Source organism: Streptomyces sp. NBC_01341 (genome assembly GCF_035946055.1).
GTDB lineage: Bacteria > Actinomycetota > Actinomycetes > Streptomycetales > Streptomycetaceae > Streptomyces.
The window spans coordinates 7290129-7306495 of the sequence record NZ_CP108364.1; the positions used below are offsets into that span (position 1 = coordinate 7290129).

Sequence of the window (16367 nt, forward strand, 5' to 3'; positions counted from 1 at the left end):
ATCCTCCCGATGACTCCTTGCTTGTCATCACTTCGATGACATGCTACAACGGATGCACGTTGAAGCGCATTGGCAGTTTCTGCCTGAACCAACTGGAGGTGTTTCGCGATGTTGATGCGCACTGACCCGTTCCGCGAGATGGACCGGATCGTCCAGCAGATGTCCGGTACCTACGGGACCTGGTCAAAGCCGTCGGTGATGCCGATGGACGCCTACCGCGAGGGCGACGACTACGTGATCGCCTTCGATCTCCCCGGCGTGAGCGCCGACGCGATCGACGTCGACGTCGAGCGGAACATGCTGACCGTGAAGGCGGAACGCCGCCCGGTCGCGAAGGCCGACACCGTGAAGGTGGAACTCTCCGAGCGGCCCCTGGGTGTCTTCTCCCGGCAGATTGTCCTGGCCGACTCCCTGGATACCGAACGCATCCACGCCGACTACGACGCAGGTGTCCTCACCCTGCGCATCCCGATCGCCGAGCGCGCCAAGCCCCGCAAGATCGCCATCCGCGCGGACGCCACCCACCGGCAGATCTCTACCTGAACCGGATCTGCTCACCGCGCCTGAACGTGGCCTTCGGGCGCCCGGCCCAGCACTTTTCTGTGCGCGTGACGGTGCGGCCGCCACGCCGGCCGCACCCCACGGCGCGCGCTCTGCGCTGTACGCTCTTGCCCCGACCCGCGGACCGCCTTCCTGGGCACTCCGCGGGACGGGGAAAGGCATCCAGTCACCCAGTGAATACCCCTTGGGGGTGTCGCCGGGACTGAAGCTTCCCGGGGAGTCCTCACCCCCGTACCTTCCTCGTCAACGAGGCCTAGTGGCTCAACGGGGAGGCGTTCGAGGCACCGCACCTGCCGGACACGATCGGCGACTGCGACAAGTTCGGCGTCCTGGGGGTCGCCAGCGTCGACCTCCGCCACCTGCAGCGCCTGTCCGGACCGAAGTGTGTTCTCGCGGATGCCCCGGAGGTCCACGAGTCGTGGATCTCCGGGTCCACGGAGCGGAGCCGCGTCTGCCGTTGCCGGCGTGGTGCCCGCCGGCGTGTGTGCCTTTCCTCTTCGTCCTGAAGGTGGGCCGGTAGCGGTTTCCGAGCTGTCGCAGACCATGAGCCCCGCAACCCTTCGGGCCCACAGCGCTTCGCCCCGCTGCGCGACTGCGCAGCGGGGCGAACCTGCACCGGTTCAGCCAACAGTCCAAAGGTGTTTCGCCTTGGGCCGGGCGGTCGTCATCAGTGCTCGCGGGCGACCTTGCGGCGGCGTGCGGTAACGAACAGGCCGCCTCCCAGGGCAAGAAGGACTGCTGCTGTGCCGGCCGCCACAGGGACGGCGTTGCTGCTGCCGGTGTGGGCGAGCGAGCCGTTTCCACTGTCCGATGTGCTTGGTGCGGCCGCTGCCGTGGAGGACGCCGGGGTAGTGGCTGGCGGCGTGGTCGCCGGAGCCGTGGTCGTGGCCGGCGGCGTGGTCGCCGGGGCAGTGGCCGTGGCCGGCGGTGTGGTTGCGGGTGCTGTGGCGGGCGGTGTGGTCGCCGGAGCCGTAGCCGGGGGTGTCGTCGCCGGAGCCGTCGCCGGGGGCTTGGTGGGCGCGGCCTCGCAGGTGCGCGTTCCCCCGTGCCAGGCGGCGATAAGGTTGTCGCCGAATACCGGGTGGTTGGGTCCTTCGGGAAGGTCGCCGCTCTTGCCGTCGTGTTTGGTGTTACCCACGTAAAGGTCGACCTGAGCGAAGCATTCAGGGGCGGGCACAGTGATGTCGAGCGTGGCGTGCTCGTGGCGGCCGACAGTGACGGTGTCGAAGTCCTGGAACGCCTGCTTGCCGGACGTCTGCCAGGTCGCCCCGTGGGCTCCGTAGGAGGCGAGTGAGACCGTGCACGGGTGATCCCTCCGGATCCCACGCACACCGATCTGTACCGTCCCGTCGGTGCCGGTCCTCAGCGCGTTGGTCCTGTACTCGGCCGCCGACATCCAGGTGTCGCCGTCGGGCGAGAACTGGCAGAAGGCGGCGTCATTTTTGCCCGCGGTCGGGGTGGACTGATACCTGGTGTGGTCGGACCCGCGGGTCCGGTGGCCGTCAGCGTGTGCCGTGGTCGCGCCTATCGCGGTCACGGCCAGCACGGCCGTGGTGGTGGTCATGAGGGCCCGCAGGACCCCATGACGTGCTGCAAACATGAATAGATCCCCATCTTGTTTCGACGCCCTCGGCGTGCCTGGCGCACGTAGCCGCACGGGCGAAGTGCCGGACTCCGGCAACGGAACCGGGTCTTAACAGCTGTTGAGTCGGCAGGTGACGTTTCTGAGTGGTTGCCAGGCCTGCCGTAGTGAGCAACTCGAGACCACTTTTACTCGATCTTGTGTCTCCTGTCCAAGCTGCCCGCGAAAACATGTTGGCACGTCAGCTGCCGGAGTAGACACACGAGACACTGGATCCTGGGGATCTGAGAACGGACATCTCGTGGTCATGAAGAACTACCCGCCGGAGTTCAAGGCAGACGCGGTCGCGCTGTACGAATCGCGGCCCGATGCGGCGATCAGGTCGCTCGCCGCCGATCCGGGGATCAATCCAGAGACCCTGCATAATTGGGCCGGGCTGCCGGAGCAAGCCGTCCAAAGGGACCCTGACGCAGGAAGCGGCCCAGCCGCCGACCCCGCTGGAGGCCGAGAACGCGGCTTTGCGGAGGAAGGTCCGGGAGCTCGAGGAGGAACGCGAGAGCCCGAGGAAGGCCGCCAAGTGTTTCGCCGGGGCGATGCGCTGGTGAAACACTTCCGGTGCGTCGCTGGCCAACAGCGCCGCTACGGCGTGAAGCGGCTCTGCAGCGTCCTCGGTGTCAGCTGCTCGAGCTTCTACGACTGGCGCCTGACAGTCACGGACCGGGCCGCCCGGCAGGCGGCCGACGCACGGCTGGCCGCCCGGACAAGGGCGGTGCACCAGGAATCGGACGGCACCTACGGAGCCCCAAGAATCACCGACGAGCTCCGCGAGACGAACGGTGAGGCGGTCAACCACGAGCGTGCCGCCAGGACCATGCAGGCGACCGGGACCGAAGGTGTCGGGTTGCGCCGCCGGCACCGCACCACCACAGTGCTGACCCAGCACGTCCAACTCCGCCTCGACGCAGGGCTTCAGGTCTACTTCGCTGATCCCCACAGCCCCTGGCAACGAGGCACGAACGCGAACGGTCTGGTGCGGCAGTACTTCCTCAAGGGCACCGATCTGTCGCGTTGGAGCGCCGACGAGCTCCAAGCTGTCGTCGCCACCCTTAACAACAGACCCCGCAAGACCTACGGATGGAAGACGCCCGCCGAAGCCCTAAACGAGCACCTACTATCCCTCCAGGAAGCTGGTGTTGCGACGATCAGTTGAGTGCGAGCAGTACATGAGCAGGACATTCGCCGAAGCCTGCAGGTCAGCAGGGGTTCGGCGAAGCATGCCGGGTTTCGGGACACGGATCTTCTCCAGCACCGGTTGGATCTGGGTGCAGTCCGCCCGCTGGCCTGGTGTGACGATCAGGGTCAGAGGGCGGCAGCGGTCGTCCGCGCTCAGGTGGAGCTTGGTGGTGAACCCGCCGCGCGAGCGGCCCAGGCCCTCACCTCCTGCACCATCTCCGCCAGGCGGGCGACGAGACCTCGCCATGGGGTCTCGTCGAGACCGGTAGATAGAGACCAGGCCAAGAATCTCTAGCCCGCTCTTGTTCTCCCGTATCCGGCACGTGCGAGGCGCGGCGCGTGCCGTCTGCCTTGGAACAGCGGGCGGGGTGGCAGCTTGACGGCTGGTCACCCTCGCCGACAGGCGAATGTCCTCGGCGTGGAGCTACGTGAGTGCCTGCAGGAGTTGTTGCTCGCGGTCCGCGCTCAGGCCGGCCCGGCGGGGCCGGTTCAGGCCCTGTTCGCGTTCCCAGCGCAGGGTGTCCTCCAGCAGGTCTGCCCGCGTGCGATGGCGCAGGCCGGCCACCGTCGCTGCGGCGCCGCTGCGGGCGCCGAAACGGCGAAGCCCGCATCAGCCACCCACAAGGCGAGGGACTCCGGGCCCATGGCCTGGAGCACCTTCTGCCCCAGCAGCCAGTCGTCGTCCGACCTCACTACCGCTCCGGTGTGCCCGCCGATCTCCCGCGACAGCGTGATCCACTTCCCGAGGGACACGGCCGGCCCGACCTTGTATGTCCCGGTCGTCCCTCGCTCCGCGCAGTCGTGCAGCCACGCTGCGAGGTCCCGTGCGTCGATCACCTGTGTCGCCGGTCCCGAAGAGGCCGGCACCAGCAGCGGGGAGCGCGGCTCGCGGGCCGAGCGGGCGACCCAGTAGTCGGAGCGGCCGCTGTGGTCACCGGGCCCTCCGATGATGCCCGGCCGTGCTTTGAGGAGCCGATCCCCCAGCACGGCCGCCGCAGCCTCCTCGCAGGCGACCCCGCGCCGGCCGCGACGCCTCCACTCTCACCGCGGGCCAGACACGTCACCCGGTGCCCGCGTTCAACTGCCTGCCGCGACAACTCGCGGCCGACCCATGCCGTTCCACCCAAAACCAAGATCTTCATCGACTCACTGAAACATGATCCCCAGGACCGGGCAGCCCCGATTCGCCGAGGGCATAGCAGCCCCGCGCCTCAGCGGCGACCAGGTCCCCGCGCTGCCCCGGAGCAAGCTCATCCTTGGCCAGAGCACATGATCAGGCGACGGCCGCTACCACGTCCGGCGAATCCCCAGGTGGGCGACCCAGTTCGAGACACCGTTCGAGGCCGGAAGATAAAGAACAAGGTCATTAAGTACGGAGATACGTGCACCAGCCGGGAGCCTGTGAGCGAGCAAGTCACGTCATTCCGAGGGCCTAGCGGTGGCAGGACGAGGAACTTCCAGGATGACCGTGGTGCCGCCGCGGTTCGGTCCTCGTGCATGGTGATCTGCTGGCCGGGCGTCCAGTGGGTGGGGGTGAGGGGCAAGAGGCGAACTGTGGCTCGCCCGCCGGGTTCCAGAACGGGGATGTTCTCAATCCAGAGCGCGGCGATGCTGACCGCACGTCCACCGGTGGGTGAGAGGTGTCCGGTGTCCCGCATGGGTCGCAGAACACCAGCGCCGGAGATTGGGGTCGTACGTCGCGCCTCGGCGGCAGGACGGAATGCCAGATCCGCCCGGATCCCGCCGTTACAGATCTCGGAGCATCTTCGGGCCGTGCCCGGGTGGCACGGCCGTCGGTGGTCGCCTTCCCTCTGGTCCGGGGGCTTTGCGGTCCGTGCGACTACGCGGTCCTGGACCGTGTTGCCGTCGGCTGATCCCCGGGGAGGTCGTCCCCAGATCCCCGCAGCCTGCTCGCTGTGGAGAGTCCGGGAGGACAGCGCTTCGTCACTTGCGCCGGAGCTGCCACCAGCGCCGCGGGCGCTCCTCCTCGACGTGGGCATCTTCCTCGGCACGGGACGCGGCCTCGGCCGACGCCTTGAGTTTCGCGGCCATCGCGACGACGCGCTCGGCCTGGATGCGGGCAGCCGTGCGGGTGGTGTCGTTGACGGGGTTGGTTCCCTGGCCGTCCACATGGGAGGTGCCGTAGGGGTTGCCGTCGACGAACTTGGCCGGATCCGTGAAGCCCGGGGTGACGACGATGCCACCGAAGTGGTGGACGGAGTTGTACAGGGCGAGCAGGGTCGACTCCTGGCCGGCGTGAGCCGTGGCGGAGGAGACGAAGCCGCTGTAGACCTTGTCGGTGAGGCGGCCCTCGGCCCAGAGTCCGCCGAGGGTGTCGATGAACTGCTTGAGCTGGGACGAGACGTTGCCGAAGCGGGTGGGGGTGCCGAAAATGACTGCGTCCGCCCATTCGATGTCCGCGGGGGTGGCCTCGGGAACATTTGCGGTGGCGGCGTGGTTGGCGGCCCAGGCGGGGTTGGAGTCGATGGCGTCCTGGGGGGCCAGTTCGCCCGCCTTGACCAGGCGGACCTCGGCACCGGCCTTGACGCCGGCGTCGTGCAGTTCCTTGGCAATCTCCGTGATGGTGCCGGTGGAGGAGTAGTAGACGATTGCGAGCTTCACGGGGGTGGTCATGATTGGCGATTTCCGTTCGCTGTTGGTAGGTGAGGCGCAGGGGGTGGCCGATGCCTCAGATTAAGACGACCGGTCGTCTATAAAAAAGTAGACGATCAGTCGGCATCTGTCAAAGGGGCAGTGGGGAGTGTGGCGAAGCACACCCGGTCGCTGCCCGAGCATGCCGACCGGGGCTGCCGCTCATCCCCCTGCGGCCCGGGTGGTGCACACGGTCGCGGTGGCTGCGCACCACCGCGGGGGCACCTGCCAGGGCGCGGCACTGGCCCGGAGGCGTTGCCGCGGCACGGCCTGTGGCGGGATCCTGGAAAGGGACGCCTTGGCGTCCTAGCCAATCGGGAGGCGCTGTCAAGCCGGACCGGCGGCCTCCCGGAAATCAGCCGCAGTGGAAGCCCCGGGCCCGCACGTGCGAACTGCTGGCGGCCGTGGACCGGAATCCTGGAGTGGTACGCGGCTCAGCTGCCGCTCACGATCCGGCAGGTCGGGTACTCGCTGATCTCCGACGGTGTGCTGGTCAAGGAAGAGCGCACCTGCAAACAGACGGTGGAGCTCCACGAGATGGCCCGCCACTCGGGCCGCATCCGTGGTAAACGCTGCGTGACGACACCGAAATCCGTGCCGAACCCGTCGCCTACGACGGACCTGAGGACTTCAGGGCTGGGCTGCGCCAGGCCGCGCTGGATTACCGGCTGGACCGGCGGGCAGGCCGGCCGGTACGCCTGGAGATCGTCTGTGAGACAGCCGGGAAAGTTCCACAGCTGGTGGCAGTCGCTGACCCGTTCGGTGCGCCGGTCGGGTCGGGCAGCGGCTTCAACGGGCTGCCGGCGAAACGGGGAGCTGTGCTGCGCGCGGCTGCTGACGGCAACCGCGCGGTAAGGGTTTTCGTCGTCTTCGACTCGGACCCGAGCGGGGTCCACCTGTTTTCCGCTCTGGCCGAGGATGTCACCGCGTTCGCTGCCGTGGACGCCCCGGGAACGGAGGTCGTCTTCGAGCGCCTGGCGGTGACCGAGCAGCAGATCGCCGACTACCAGCTGCCCGCCGCGGACGCAGGGGAGCGGGATGTCGGCCGGGTACAGCACGAGGTGCACTGTCGCGCTGGGGGGCCGGTGCGCGTGACGGACTGAACGACTTCGAGGGGGCCGTGTGGCGCCTCGAGGTCCAGGATCCCGAGCGGCTCGCGGACGAGGATCCTGGACCTCGACGAGCGCACCCAGGAGGCGATGACGGAGCTCGCGGCCTCGTTGGGCTGTGTACGAGCAATGCGTCGACACCGACGCAAGGCCCCACTACGCCTCATCAGCACCCCGTTGCCGTATTCGCCCGCCGCTCTCGACGCCGAGCTGCACGCCGCCCTGGCCGCTTTCGACGCTGCGGCCGCTCCGCGGCGTGAGGCCCTCGAGGACCTGGACGAAGACGTCTCTGCCGAGTCCGCCGCAGAAGCGCGGGCCTTCGGCGCCGGTCCGGCGGTCGCCGTCGAAAGCGGCCAGGGCGGCGTGCACGGGCAGTTGGCCGACTGACAGCAGTCGATCGGCGAGCTGGGCCGCGCGCTCAGCACGGCAACTGAAAGCCGACCGCTACCCGTCTGGTCCACCGACGCCGGCCGCACCGAGGACATCGGGTGGCGCCAGGCCTGCACCACGCTGCTCGAGGCCGTCGCACGCCACAACCACGCTCATCTGCTCGCCGCCATTGTCGAGCTCGGCGGGTAGCTGGAGCTCCCCACTACCCGTAACGGGCGCTTTAGGGGCGCGGTCATCCCAGAAGGCTGCGCGGTCAGCGACGCCGGCCGCCGCCGATGCGGCGGTCGTCGGCCAGTGCGGTCAGCGGGCCGAACTCGCAGGCAAGCTGGTTCCAGGTCAGAACCTCGCCACAGCGGGCCGGGAACTCCTTCGGGTTGAACTCGGGCATGGTCCAGGTGCCGGTGCCCCGGTCCCGCAGCCACAGGTCCCCGTCACCGTCGACCACAGTCGGCGGGACCGGTACGGGCTCGGCCTGATCGGTGGGCTCCCAGGTGAGCCGGCCCGGGTGGGAAACGCGGCGCAGCTCGGTGGTGGCCAGCCGCGCGGCCAAGTCACGGGTGGACTCTTCGGCGTCCTTGACCGACGCGAGTCGGAATGCGTCGTCAAGTACGGGCAGGGCTGGATTCTTGCTGCGCTTTGAACTCATACGCTGACTACCTCCGGTGGGGGGCGTCACATCCGTTATGGCACCCCGTTGAGGAACACGGTATCCGAGGCGGGAGCCGGGCCCGCTACGGCCACTGTCCAGGTGGAGGCACACCGGGCGGTGGGGCTAGGTGGTGAGCTGGTCATGGACGTGGCGCAACCCGTGGTGGTAGCGCTCAGATATGGCGGTCCTGGTCTGAGAAGGTGAGGCCGCCGGGGGCGGGCGGACGTCGGGCCGCGGCGGGGTCGGGCTCGGTCTCGCCGGGCGGCTGGCGGAACTGGGCGTCCTGCTCGACCGGCATCAGCCGGCGCCCATCCGCCTGGGCGGTACGGAAGCGGGCTCGGAGAAGGCGGGCAGCGAGAGCGGTCGACGGTCGGTCATGATCCCTAGTCCGGCGCTGCGGGTTGGGGCCAGGCCGCTATCAGCGGTGATAGTGCTCTGGCCCTGGCCAGCAGTGCCAGGCTGGTTGTTTCAGCTCACCAGAACAGAGCGGTTAAGCCACTGCTACCGCCGGTGAACCGGCCCGGACCGCCGAGGCCGGGCGGCACACTTCGCGGGTGACCACGACCCCCGCCTGAACCGGGTTCAGAAGCCACCACGGTCAGACCCCGACGCCGGCGCGTGCGCCCAAACCCTCCCGACCTGGCCCCGGCCGCCCACTCGGTTCAAGAAACAGCCGTTCGGCAACCCGTCATGACGTGGGACGGGTCCTCGCAACAGGCGAGGCGTACACCAGACCCGCCTATCACAAGAAGGGCACCAAGCCCCGCCGACTGGATAAATGACAAGCTATCCGCCGGTCTGCCCGCAGCTCAGGCAACCGACGGACGCCGGAGCCGGTGACACCAATCCTGTTTGCGCGCTGCTGGTGACAGACAGCGCGCTGCCCTGGTGACAACCATCGTGCTTTGCCGGGTCGAAACCGCAGGTCAGCATAGGCCGAAGGCGACACCTATCGCGCTTCGGCCCAAGTCTCTTCCCGGACGGGGACAGCGTCGGCAACGCCGGCGCTATCCGGCTTCCGTCAGTGCTGTCCGGGTCCAGCCTGTGGGGGCGCCTGGGAAGGCCACGGGTTGGGCGCAGGGGGTGTCTGCCCCGATCCGAAGGGCGCTGAGCCGAAGGGCGCCGCACCAAGGGGCGGTGGTGCGAACGAGGTCGGGACGGTTGACGGCGCGGCCTCGGCCGAGACCTCCTTGCGGGCGCCCACCACGACGGAGACGCCCGCGATCTCAAGAGCGAGTCCGCCCATGCCGAGGAGGATCGGAGTGTGCAGGCCGTCCTCGGTGCCGCAGATCTGCACCGGTTCCTGTCCCATTTTCGTGGCCCGGCACTGCCACCCGGTGGCGTCGTCCATGTCCCATAGGGCGGCGTAGGCGAGTAGGGCAAAGCCGGAGAGCATCAGGACGATCTGCAGGGTACGTGCTATCGGTGACATGGCCGGTCACCATAGCGGTCCGAGTGTGCACTTCGCAGCCGAGCAGCCGTGCATCCGATCCCCCAGGAGGTGCGTCCATGAAGCAGAGCCCTACCTTCCACAACACTGCCCGGGCTTCTCGGGGTTGACCGTACGATCACCTGCCATGAGCACACCGCGCAGACTGTTGGGGCACGGCCTTCATGCGCAGCCACAGACCTCCCCGGCAGCGCCGAATACGGGTTACCGGACCTGCGCCGCATGCACGTGGGCCGCCACCGGGTCCTCTACGAGATCACCGACGTAAGCGTCACCATCGTCGTCATCCACGTCGGCCGCCTCAGCTGACCGGCACCCCTCCGCGCGCGGGCTACGCCGCTTCATACCGGTGAGCCCGACCACCGCGCCACTGCACCCAGGCCGGATCGTTCAGCAACTGCTCGGAGTCGGGCAGACCGGACCCGGCGCAGAAACTCCACCAAGTCCAGGTCTTTGTGGGCGGGACCGACGATCCGGCCCTGGATGGTGACCCTCCTACCCCCGGTCGCGGAGGGGCAGTGCGAGGCTTGACCGAGGAGGCTGCTGACGCCGCCATCGACAGCGCCTGTCGTTTTCTGCGGCTGCCGTCGATTCGCAACGAGTTCTCCGAGATCGCCGACCGGGCGATGAAGGGAGAGAAGACCTACCGAGGTTTCCTGGCTGAGCTGCTGATGACCGAGTGCGACGACCGGTCCCGTCGCCGTTCGGAGAGGCGGATCAAGGCGGCCGGATTCCTGCGGGAGAAGTCTCTGCGAGCCTTCGACTTCGACGCGAACTCCAACATCGCCGCCGCCACCATCCACACCCTCGGCAGCGAATGGATCAAGAAGAGCCAGCCGCTCTGCCTGATCGGCGACTCCGGCACCGGCAAGTCCCACATCCTCATCGCCCCTGGGCACCGAAGCGGGCCACGAAGGGCTACCGCGTCCGCTACACGCTCGCCACGAAACTGGTGAACGAGCCGGTCGAAGCGGCCGACGAGAAGCAGCTGAACAAGACCATCGCCCGCTACGGCCGCGTCGACCTGCTATGCATCGACGAACTCGGCTACATGGAACTGGACCGCCGCGGCGCCGAACTTCTCTTCCAGGTCCTGACGGAACGTGAGGAGAAGAACAGCGTCGCCATCGCCTCGAACGAGTCCTTCGGCGGCCGGCCCAAGACCTTCACAGACCCCCACCTCTCCGCGCTTATCTCACCTTCGAGGGTCGTTCTCAGCGGTTGACCTGCATCTTTGTGTCGTGGACGGTTGTTCTTTGACGGTCTTCTTGAGCGGGTTGTCGGCATCCGATGCGAGGATGCCGGCATGAGCCTGCCTCTGCCCCGCGAAGATTCGAGCCTTGTCCTGCGTACTGATTTCAGCCAAGACGCGGCATGGGAGACGTTGAAAGCGGCGATCGATGCGGAAGACGAACAGGGCGAAGCGACCTATGTCAGCGATCCGGCCTATGACGGCGCGACTGTGCAGTCGCTGATCGACGCGGATGACGCGGCTGACGACGACGCGAAGGTGTGTCACGTGTTCGTGGCAGACGCCGTCGCGCTGGGTGGCGGCGAACACGCGCTGCTCATGGTCGACCTGTTCAGTCCGCCGTATCAGACGGTCCGGGTCGCGCCGACTGCTTTCGCCGAGGTCTCCGCGAACCTGACCATCGCGAACTTGGACGTCGCCGACTATGCCGACGAGGATGATCCGGGATGGATCTACCGAGGTTCTGACTACTGACCGCTGCTGCCGAGACGGGCTGCCCGAAGCTGGCCGTGGGCGGTGCGAGGGCATCGCGGAGTTGCTGGTTCTCCTCGCGCAGTCGGCTGATTCGGTCGTGCGCGAGCACGAGTCGTTGTCTCAGCGAGTCGTCGTCGCTGGCCCGGGTGACGGTGTTCCGGACGGTGTCCGCGTCGGCCCGAAGGCTTCGCAGTTGCTGGATCCGGTCGCGGAGATCGGGCTGGCTGTAGATCCAGAACCGCGAGACGGCGGGGGTGGCCATGAACAGGTCCTCCTTCGGGATCAGTGGGTGGGGGGCGGGGCCGGCCGGTCCGGGCCAGTAGGCCAGTACGCGGGGGCATCCGGGTAATGGACGGGACGGGCGCCGGGCCACGGCCGTCCGGTTCGACGCCGACTTCGACGCCGTCCTGGCCGTGGTCCTGGCCGTCGTGCGGGGTGTGGTGCGGGTGGGGACGCCGGCAGCGGTGGCCGCTTCCCGCAGCAGAACTGTGGCGTCGGCGGCCGCGCGTGCCTGCGCGGGTGTTCGGTCGCCTCGTGCCACCGGCGGGACGCCTGCTGCAGGGCGCGGGCGGAGGCACGCCAGTCGGCGCGGGCGCGGCCTTCCAGGGTGCGGGCTCCGGGGTGCGGGCGGCCTGCTCGGAACGCTGCGGCCGCGGCGGTGAGGCGGTCGCGGACGAGGGCCGGGGAGTACGCGGCCGCGACGGCCAACAGGTCGCCGAGGGCGGCGACATCGCCCGCGCCCGGAGCACGTCCCGCGGCGCCCGGGAGGGTGGCGGCTTCACGGATCAGGGCCTCTGCCGTCGTCCAGTCGACCGGGCCCGCGGGAAGGTCGAAACGCTCGCGGATCCGGGGCAGGAAGAGGTCGTAGGCCAGCTTGCTTCCGAAGAACCAGACCGGGCGGGTTCCCCGGTCGGCGCGGTCGCCGGGCAGCGCCACCGCGTACCCGAGCAGGACGCCGGTGTCGTCACGTTTCTCGCGCACGCGCTGGCCGTCGCCCCGGCACCGGTCGAGGAACCCGATGTCGGAGCCCTGTGGCGGTGGCGTGCGCCGATACTCGCGTGCAGGGCTCCGGCGGCCCGCCGGAGCGCTCCGCTGCCCACCGTCTCCTGCCCAAGTGCCGCTGCACACTGTCACACTGGGCACTGCGGGGTCGCGGCGGTGCGACGCCGAAGGGGAAGGAACTGATCGCGCGATGACCCGATGGATCGTGCTGGCCATACCTGTCGGCGGTATTGCAGAGGCAAACACCGAAGCGCGTACCGTCACGGAAATCGAGGGCACCAGCGAAGAAGCCACGGCTGCTCTCCTCCACGCGGCGCACACGTACACGCACACCCGCTGGAAAGTCCGCCGCCGCGAGATCTACCAGTGCTCCGACCGCTCCTACCTCCTGCGTCTACAGGGGCGTACCGGGAAGTACAACTACCTCGTTCAGCTTGCCGAGTTGGTCCACGACTCCGCTGAGGAGCCAGTGAGCCGGCCCATCGCCTGAACAGAACCTATCGAGACTCACCCGAAGTGCTCCGCGGCTGGTGTTGGAGCGTGATGTAGCGGACGGGGGTGCCCGGTACCCGCCTGACGCAGGCGCGGGCAGGTACCAGGGCGGCAGGCAACGCCACCAGCGCGTCCGTGGTCACGGCGCGCCCTCAGCTACCGATGGGGTTGCTTCGATTGGAGCAAAGAGCGCTGGTTCGACAGTTTTTGCTACTGAGGACCAATTCCCAGGGGGAAAGGTTGTGTGGTCCGGGCACGATCTGTGCAGACTGGCGGACGTGCTTATCGATCGTTGGCCGTTGAAAGGCCTACGCGTACGGTCTCCGCGTCTGGAGTTGCGACTTCCATCCGAGGCGGGTTGGCGGAGCTTGCCGATGTCGCCGCGCGGGGCGTCCACGGGCCGAACGCCCGGCCCTTCTTGACGCCTTGGACCGACCTGCCGCCAGCCGAGCGCGCACGGCATGTCATGCAGCTGCACTGGAGTCGGCTGGGACGGTGGACGCCGCAGAACTGGGCGCTGGAACTCGTCGCCTTCTTCGAAGGGGCGCCCCGTGGGCGTTCAGGACATGCGAGCCGTGGATTTCGGCGTCCGCCAAGAGATCGTCTCGGGCGGTGGATCGGGCTGAACCACCAGGGTCGGGGACTTGGGACCGAGATGCGCGTTGCCATGCTGCACCTCGCGTTCGCGGAACTGGGTGCCGCGTCGGCGACATCGACGTCCTTCACTGACAACCTCTCCTCGGTTTCCGTGTCGCTGAAACTCGGCTACCGCCCCGACGGCATCACGCGTGACGCCATGCACGGCAAGGTCATCGAGTCCCAGCGGTTCCGTCTCTCCCGTGAAGATTGGCACTTGCGCGAGCGTCCACCCGTGACGGTGAGCGGGCTCACTGGCTGCGAGGAGCTCTTCGGGATCGTCGGTGGGGAGCGGGCACGGGGGCTTAACTTGTTCTTTATCTACCAGGATCTACCGATAGCTCGACCTAGGTCGAAGGTCGGGGTGTTCCGCGGCGTGTGGAAGATCGAGCATGGAGACATGGAACCTGCTCCCTTTGATATCGATGCCTTCCTCAGTCAGCCGCTCACCGCGCGCATCGCTACCGACGGGCCGAGCGTACGACCTGTGTGGTTTCTATGGGAGGAGGGTGCCTTCTGGGTTCTGACCGGCCCCTGGACCAAGCTGTTTCACCGAGTGAGTGCGGACCCGCAGATCGCTCTTGTGGTGGACGTATGTGACATCACTACGGGGCTTGTTCGCCAGGTCATTGCCCGTGGCCGGGCCGAACTTGTTGGCTTCGACGTCCCACGCGGGCGCCGCAAGTTGATCCGCTACCTGGGCGCGGATGAATCACGCTGGGATTCGCGTTTTGTCCGCTACCTGCATGATGATCCTGATGAGCGCGGCACGGTATGGCTGCGGCTGTCCCCCTCATCTGTGACAGCCCGCGATCTGAGCTATACGGTCGCTCACTGATCTCGTGCTCTGCCTACCAGGACCTGCCGGGTCTATCGATGGCCTTGAGGGTCTCGGGGCGTTTGACGGTCTTGCCGACGTCGTAGCGGGGTGCTCGGTGTTTGTTCTTGGCGCCGGGTGGCCGTCCGGGGCCGGCGCCTCGGGGTTTGGGAACACGGGCCGGGCAGGCGAGGTGAGCGCGGATGTTCCTGAACCCCCGGCGGACCCGGGCCGGAGTGAGCCGGTCGGAGCTCGTGGGTTTCTCCCAGGGCCGGCGGAGGTCTTCGGCGAGGGGACGTGCGAGCCGGAGCTGGGTGTGGGCGACGATCAGGATCCAGGTCCAGCGGTCCGCCGCTTCGGGAGTACGGAGTTTCGGGGTGGTCCAGCCGAGGGTCTGTTTCGCGAAGCGGAAGGTGTGCTCCAGATCGAAGCGGCGGAGAAATGCCTGCCAGAAGCGGTCCACATCGTTGGGGGTGGCGCCCGTCTTGGAAGACCACAACCATACCGGCGGGGCATCCCGTTCCTTCGACAGATGCTCGACCTTCAACCGCATCAACATCCCCTCGACCGGCAGGAGTTCACCGTCGTGATCGAGCCAGGATGAGCGGTGGGTGAGCCGGGGGTGGACCCGGTCCCACGCCTGGGTCTCGGCCTTGCCGTAGTTGGTGGTGTCGGTGACGGTGGTGATCTCGGGCTCAGGCCAGGTCTCCGGCTTCGTGAAGCGGAACTCCGGGCCGTGCTTGGGCGGCCGGCCGTTGACTCCGCGCGTCCGCGGCGGCTTCGGCAGACGCATCACACGGTCGGAGCGAACCCGGCCCACCAGCTCAACGGGCAGGTCGCGCAGGACCCAGGCCAGACGGGTGACGTCATAGCCTGCATCGCTCACGACCACGATATGCGGGTCCCCGTCCTGCCACTGGCCCGCGGCGATGACGCTCAACTACTCCTCGGAGCTGGGCGGCGGTGATCGCGGTCGCGTCGTCGGCCGGGCCGAGCCGGACCGCGTCCAGGATCGCGGTCCAGGACGTGGCACCCGGCTCCAGCACGGCGACGAAGGAGTAGGGTCAGCCCGGGATGAACTGCGAGGCGGTCTTCGCACGGCCGTAGACGTGGCAGAACAGCCGCTCGGCCGAGCACGGCGCGTCCGAGCGGAGCCACGGTGACACATCGACCGCCAGGACCAGGCGCCCGCCGTCGAAACGCGGCAGCGACAGCCCGGCCAGCACCGTCCGCAGCCGATCGGTGTCGATGCGGCCGCGGTTCAAGCCGCCGTACATCGCTCCGTGTCCACGACGATGTTCGGGCAACAGCGTCAGGTCCACCGGGGACTTCACCGCACCGTCCGCACACAGCACCGCGTCCACCAGCTCGAACGACTCATCCCGCCGGGCGGTCAGACACTCGTAGAACTCTTCCCGGAAGCGTGACGCTTCCCTCCGGACGGCATCAGGCAGCAGACTCACCCTCACGGCCTTCGTCTTGGTCACGTGCACCTTGGTCGGAGCACATGGTCAGACGAAGGCCGCCCCCGTGTCCGGCGAATCCCCAGGTGAGCGACTCAGTTCAAGACACCGTTCGAGGCCGGAAGAAAAAGAACAAGCTTAAAGAGCGTTTTGTCCCGGCGGGGGTGTTTGATATGTCGCGCACTGTGAGGCGGGTTGGGGCGCGCGCGGCGGCGTGTGAGGATCCGTCCGTGGAGTGCGATGTGTGTGGACGTGCGATGTGGCGATGGCCGACACTGCCGACAGTCTGGGAAGAGGAGATCTGGTCCTGTTCCTGGTGCTACGCCTCCACCCATGTGGGTGGCGAGTGGTTCGAGGTTGCGCGGCCGCCGTACTTGCCCGTGGGCATGCGTTGGGAGCGGGCCGTCGCGGACGGCCTCACCGCTGACGTCTCCCATGCTTTCGGCATCTTCGACAGGACGCTGTGCGGAATCCAGGTCGCCGGCATGTCATCGTCGGATTACTGGGGGCTGCCAGGGCGGGAGAACGCTTGTGGCGCCTGCCGGGATATGGCGGGTGTCATTGATGGCCGCTGGCCGCAGGCGTTGAGGGGTAAGGACGCGCGG

At 67.9% G+C, this 16367-nt stretch carries 12 protein-coding genes and 6 pseudogenes; 11 read left to right on the top strand and 7 right to left on the bottom strand.

From position 1 onward, the window contains the following. Positions 1 to 108 precede the first annotated feature (108 nt). Complete coding sequence (locus OG206_RS31880) at positions 109 to 543, top strand: Hsp20/alpha crystallin family protein (RefSeq protein ID WP_327122054.1); 435 nt, start codon at positions 109 to 111, stop codon at positions 541 to 543. Positions 544 to 1228: 685 nt separating this feature from the next. Here OG206_RS31880 and OG206_RS31885 read toward each other — a convergent pair. Further along, entirely contained in the window at positions 1229 to 2125 is an 897-nt protein-coding gene (locus OG206_RS31885; RefSeq protein WP_327122055.1) for an LAETG motif-containing sortase-dependent surface protein, read from the bottom strand. Positions 2126 to 2450: 325 nt separating this feature from the next. On the opposite strand from OG206_RS31885, the pseudogene OG206_RS31890 reads away from it, so the two are divergent. Together OG206_RS31890 and OG206_RS31895 are read left to right on the top strand one after the other, a co-directional pair. Then, positions 2451 to 3029 (top strand): annotated as a pseudogene (locus tag OG206_RS31890) (IS3 family transposase); the annotation flags it as partial. Between the two features lie 78 nt (positions 3030 to 3107). Further along, positions 3108 to 3353, top strand: a pseudogene (locus tag OG206_RS31895) (transposase); the annotation flags it as partial. A 447-nt stretch (positions 3354 to 3800) separates the two neighbouring features. On the opposite strand, the pseudogene OG206_RS31905 reads toward OG206_RS31895, so the two are convergent. Next, positions 3801 to 4518, bottom strand: a pseudogene (locus tag OG206_RS31905) (hypothetical protein). 802 nt (positions 4519 to 5320) lie between these two features. Beyond that, the gene (wrbA, locus tag OG206_RS31910; RefSeq protein WP_327122056.1) at positions 5321 to 6010 is read right to left on the bottom strand and encodes an NAD(P)H:quinone oxidoreductase; all 690 of its coding nucleotides are present in this window, start codon (positions 6008 to 6010) and stop codon (positions 5321 to 5323) included. A gap of 758 nt (positions 6011 to 6768) precedes the next feature. Between wrbA and OG206_RS31915 the strand changes: the two genes are divergently transcribed. Both OG206_RS31915 and OG206_RS31920 read left to right on the top strand, forming a co-directional pair. After that, positions 6769 to 7131, top strand: coding sequence for a hypothetical protein (locus OG206_RS31915; RefSeq protein WP_327122057.1), 363 nt, complete (start codon positions 6769 to 6771; stop codon positions 7129 to 7131). Positions 7132 to 7314: 183 nt separating this feature from the next. After that, positions 7315 to 7524, top strand: a complete 210-nt coding sequence (locus tag OG206_RS31920) for a hypothetical protein (RefSeq protein ID WP_327122058.1) — start codon at positions 7315 to 7317, stop codon at positions 7522 to 7524. Positions 7525 to 7780: 256 nt separating this feature from the next. On the opposite strand, the gene OG206_RS31925 is transcribed toward OG206_RS31920, so the two are convergent. Together OG206_RS31925 and OG206_RS31935 are read right to left on the bottom strand one after the other, a co-directional pair. After that, positions 7781 to 8173: a hypothetical protein gene (locus OG206_RS31925; RefSeq protein WP_327122059.1), complete on the bottom strand. Its 393-nt coding sequence runs from the start codon at positions 8171 to 8173 to the stop codon at positions 7781 to 7783. 1024 nt (positions 8174 to 9197) lie between these two features. Beyond that, on the bottom strand, positions 9198 to 9608 hold the full coding sequence (locus OG206_RS31935; RefSeq protein ID WP_327122060.1) for a hypothetical protein: 411 nt from the start codon (positions 9606 to 9608) through the stop codon (positions 9198 to 9200). A gap of 135 nt (positions 9609 to 9743) precedes the next feature. Here OG206_RS31935 and OG206_RS31940 point away from each other — a divergent pair, with 135 nt between their 5' ends. The 3 genes and pseudogenes from OG206_RS31940 (at position 9744) to OG206_RS31950 (ending at position 11352) form a co-directional block, all read left to right on the top strand. After that, a complete protein-coding gene (locus tag OG206_RS31940; protein ID WP_327122461.1) occupies positions 9744 to 9935 on the top strand; it encodes a type II toxin-antitoxin system RelE family toxin in 192 nt (63 codons plus the stop codon). Positions 9936 to 10144: 209 nt separating this feature from the next. Then, positions 10145 to 10821, top strand: a pseudogene (locus tag OG206_RS31945) (ATP-binding protein); the annotation flags it as partial. Between the two features lie 111 nt (positions 10822 to 10932). Beyond that, on the top strand, positions 10933 to 11352 hold the full coding sequence (locus OG206_RS31950) for a DUF6924 domain-containing protein (protein WP_327122061.1): 420 nt from the start codon (positions 10933 to 10935) through the stop codon (positions 11350 to 11352). A gap of 282 nt (positions 11353 to 11634) precedes the next feature. Here OG206_RS31950 and OG206_RS31955 read toward each other — a convergent pair whose 3' ends face one another. After that, the gene (locus OG206_RS31955) at positions 11635 to 12333 is read right to left on the bottom strand and encodes a hypothetical protein (RefSeq protein WP_327122062.1); all 699 of its coding nucleotides are present in this window, start codon (positions 12331 to 12333) and stop codon (positions 11635 to 11637) included. 211 nt (positions 12334 to 12544) lie between these two features. On the opposite strand from OG206_RS31955, the gene OG206_RS31960 reads away from it, so the two are divergent. From OG206_RS31960 to OG206_RS31970, 3 genes and pseudogenes are all read left to right on the top strand, one after another. Continuing rightward, a complete protein-coding gene (locus tag OG206_RS31960) occupies positions 12545 to 12844 on the top strand; it encodes a hypothetical protein (protein ID WP_327122063.1) in 300 nt (99 codons plus the stop codon). 264 nt (positions 12845 to 13108) lie between these two features. Beyond that, a pseudogene (locus OG206_RS32670) lies at positions 13109 to 13558 on the top strand (GNAT family N-acetyltransferase); the annotation flags it as partial. A 324-nt stretch (positions 13559 to 13882) separates the two neighbouring features. Continuing rightward, complete coding sequence (locus OG206_RS31970; RefSeq protein WP_327122462.1) at positions 13883 to 14320, top strand: pyridoxamine 5'-phosphate oxidase family protein; 438 nt, start codon at positions 13883 to 13885, stop codon at positions 14318 to 14320. A gap of 13 nt (positions 14321 to 14333) precedes the next feature. Here the strand turns inward: OG206_RS31970 and OG206_RS31975 are convergent. Continuing rightward, positions 14334 to 15762, bottom strand: a pseudogene (locus OG206_RS31975) (NF041680 family putative transposase). Positions 15763 to 16367: the final 605 nt, after the last annotated feature.

Bases quoted from the DNA above. Each gene is read 5' to 3' on its own strand.
- OG206_RS31925 (WP_327122059.1), bottom strand. From the start codon at position 8,173: ATGAGTTCAAAGCGCAGCAAGAATCCAGCCCTGCCCGTACTTGACGAC.
- OG206_RS31935 (WP_327122060.1), bottom strand. From the start codon at position 9,608: ATGTCACCGATAGCACGTACCCTGCAGATCGTCCTGATGCTCTCCGGC.
- OG206_RS31960 (WP_327122063.1), top strand. From the start codon at position 12,545: ATGACCCGATGGATCGTGCTGGCCATACCTGTCGGCGGTATTGCAGAG.
- OG206_RS31885 (WP_327122055.1), bottom strand. From the start codon at position 2,125: ATGACCACCACCACGGCCGTGCTGGCCGTGACCGCGATAGGCGCGACC.
- wrbA (WP_327122056.1), bottom strand. From the start codon at position 6,010: ATGACCACCCCCGTGAAGCTCGCAATCGTCTACTACTCCTCCACCGGC.
- OG206_RS31880 (WP_327122054.1), top strand. From the start codon at position 109: ATGTTGATGCGCACTGACCCGTTCCGCGAGATGGACCGGATCGTCCAG.
- OG206_RS31970 (WP_327122462.1), top strand. From the start codon at position 13,883: ATGGAACCTGCTCCCTTTGATATCGATGCCTTCCTCAGTCAGCCGCTC.
- OG206_RS31950 (WP_327122061.1), top strand. From the start codon at position 10,933: ATGAGCCTGCCTCTGCCCCGCGAAGATTCGAGCCTTGTCCTGCGTACT.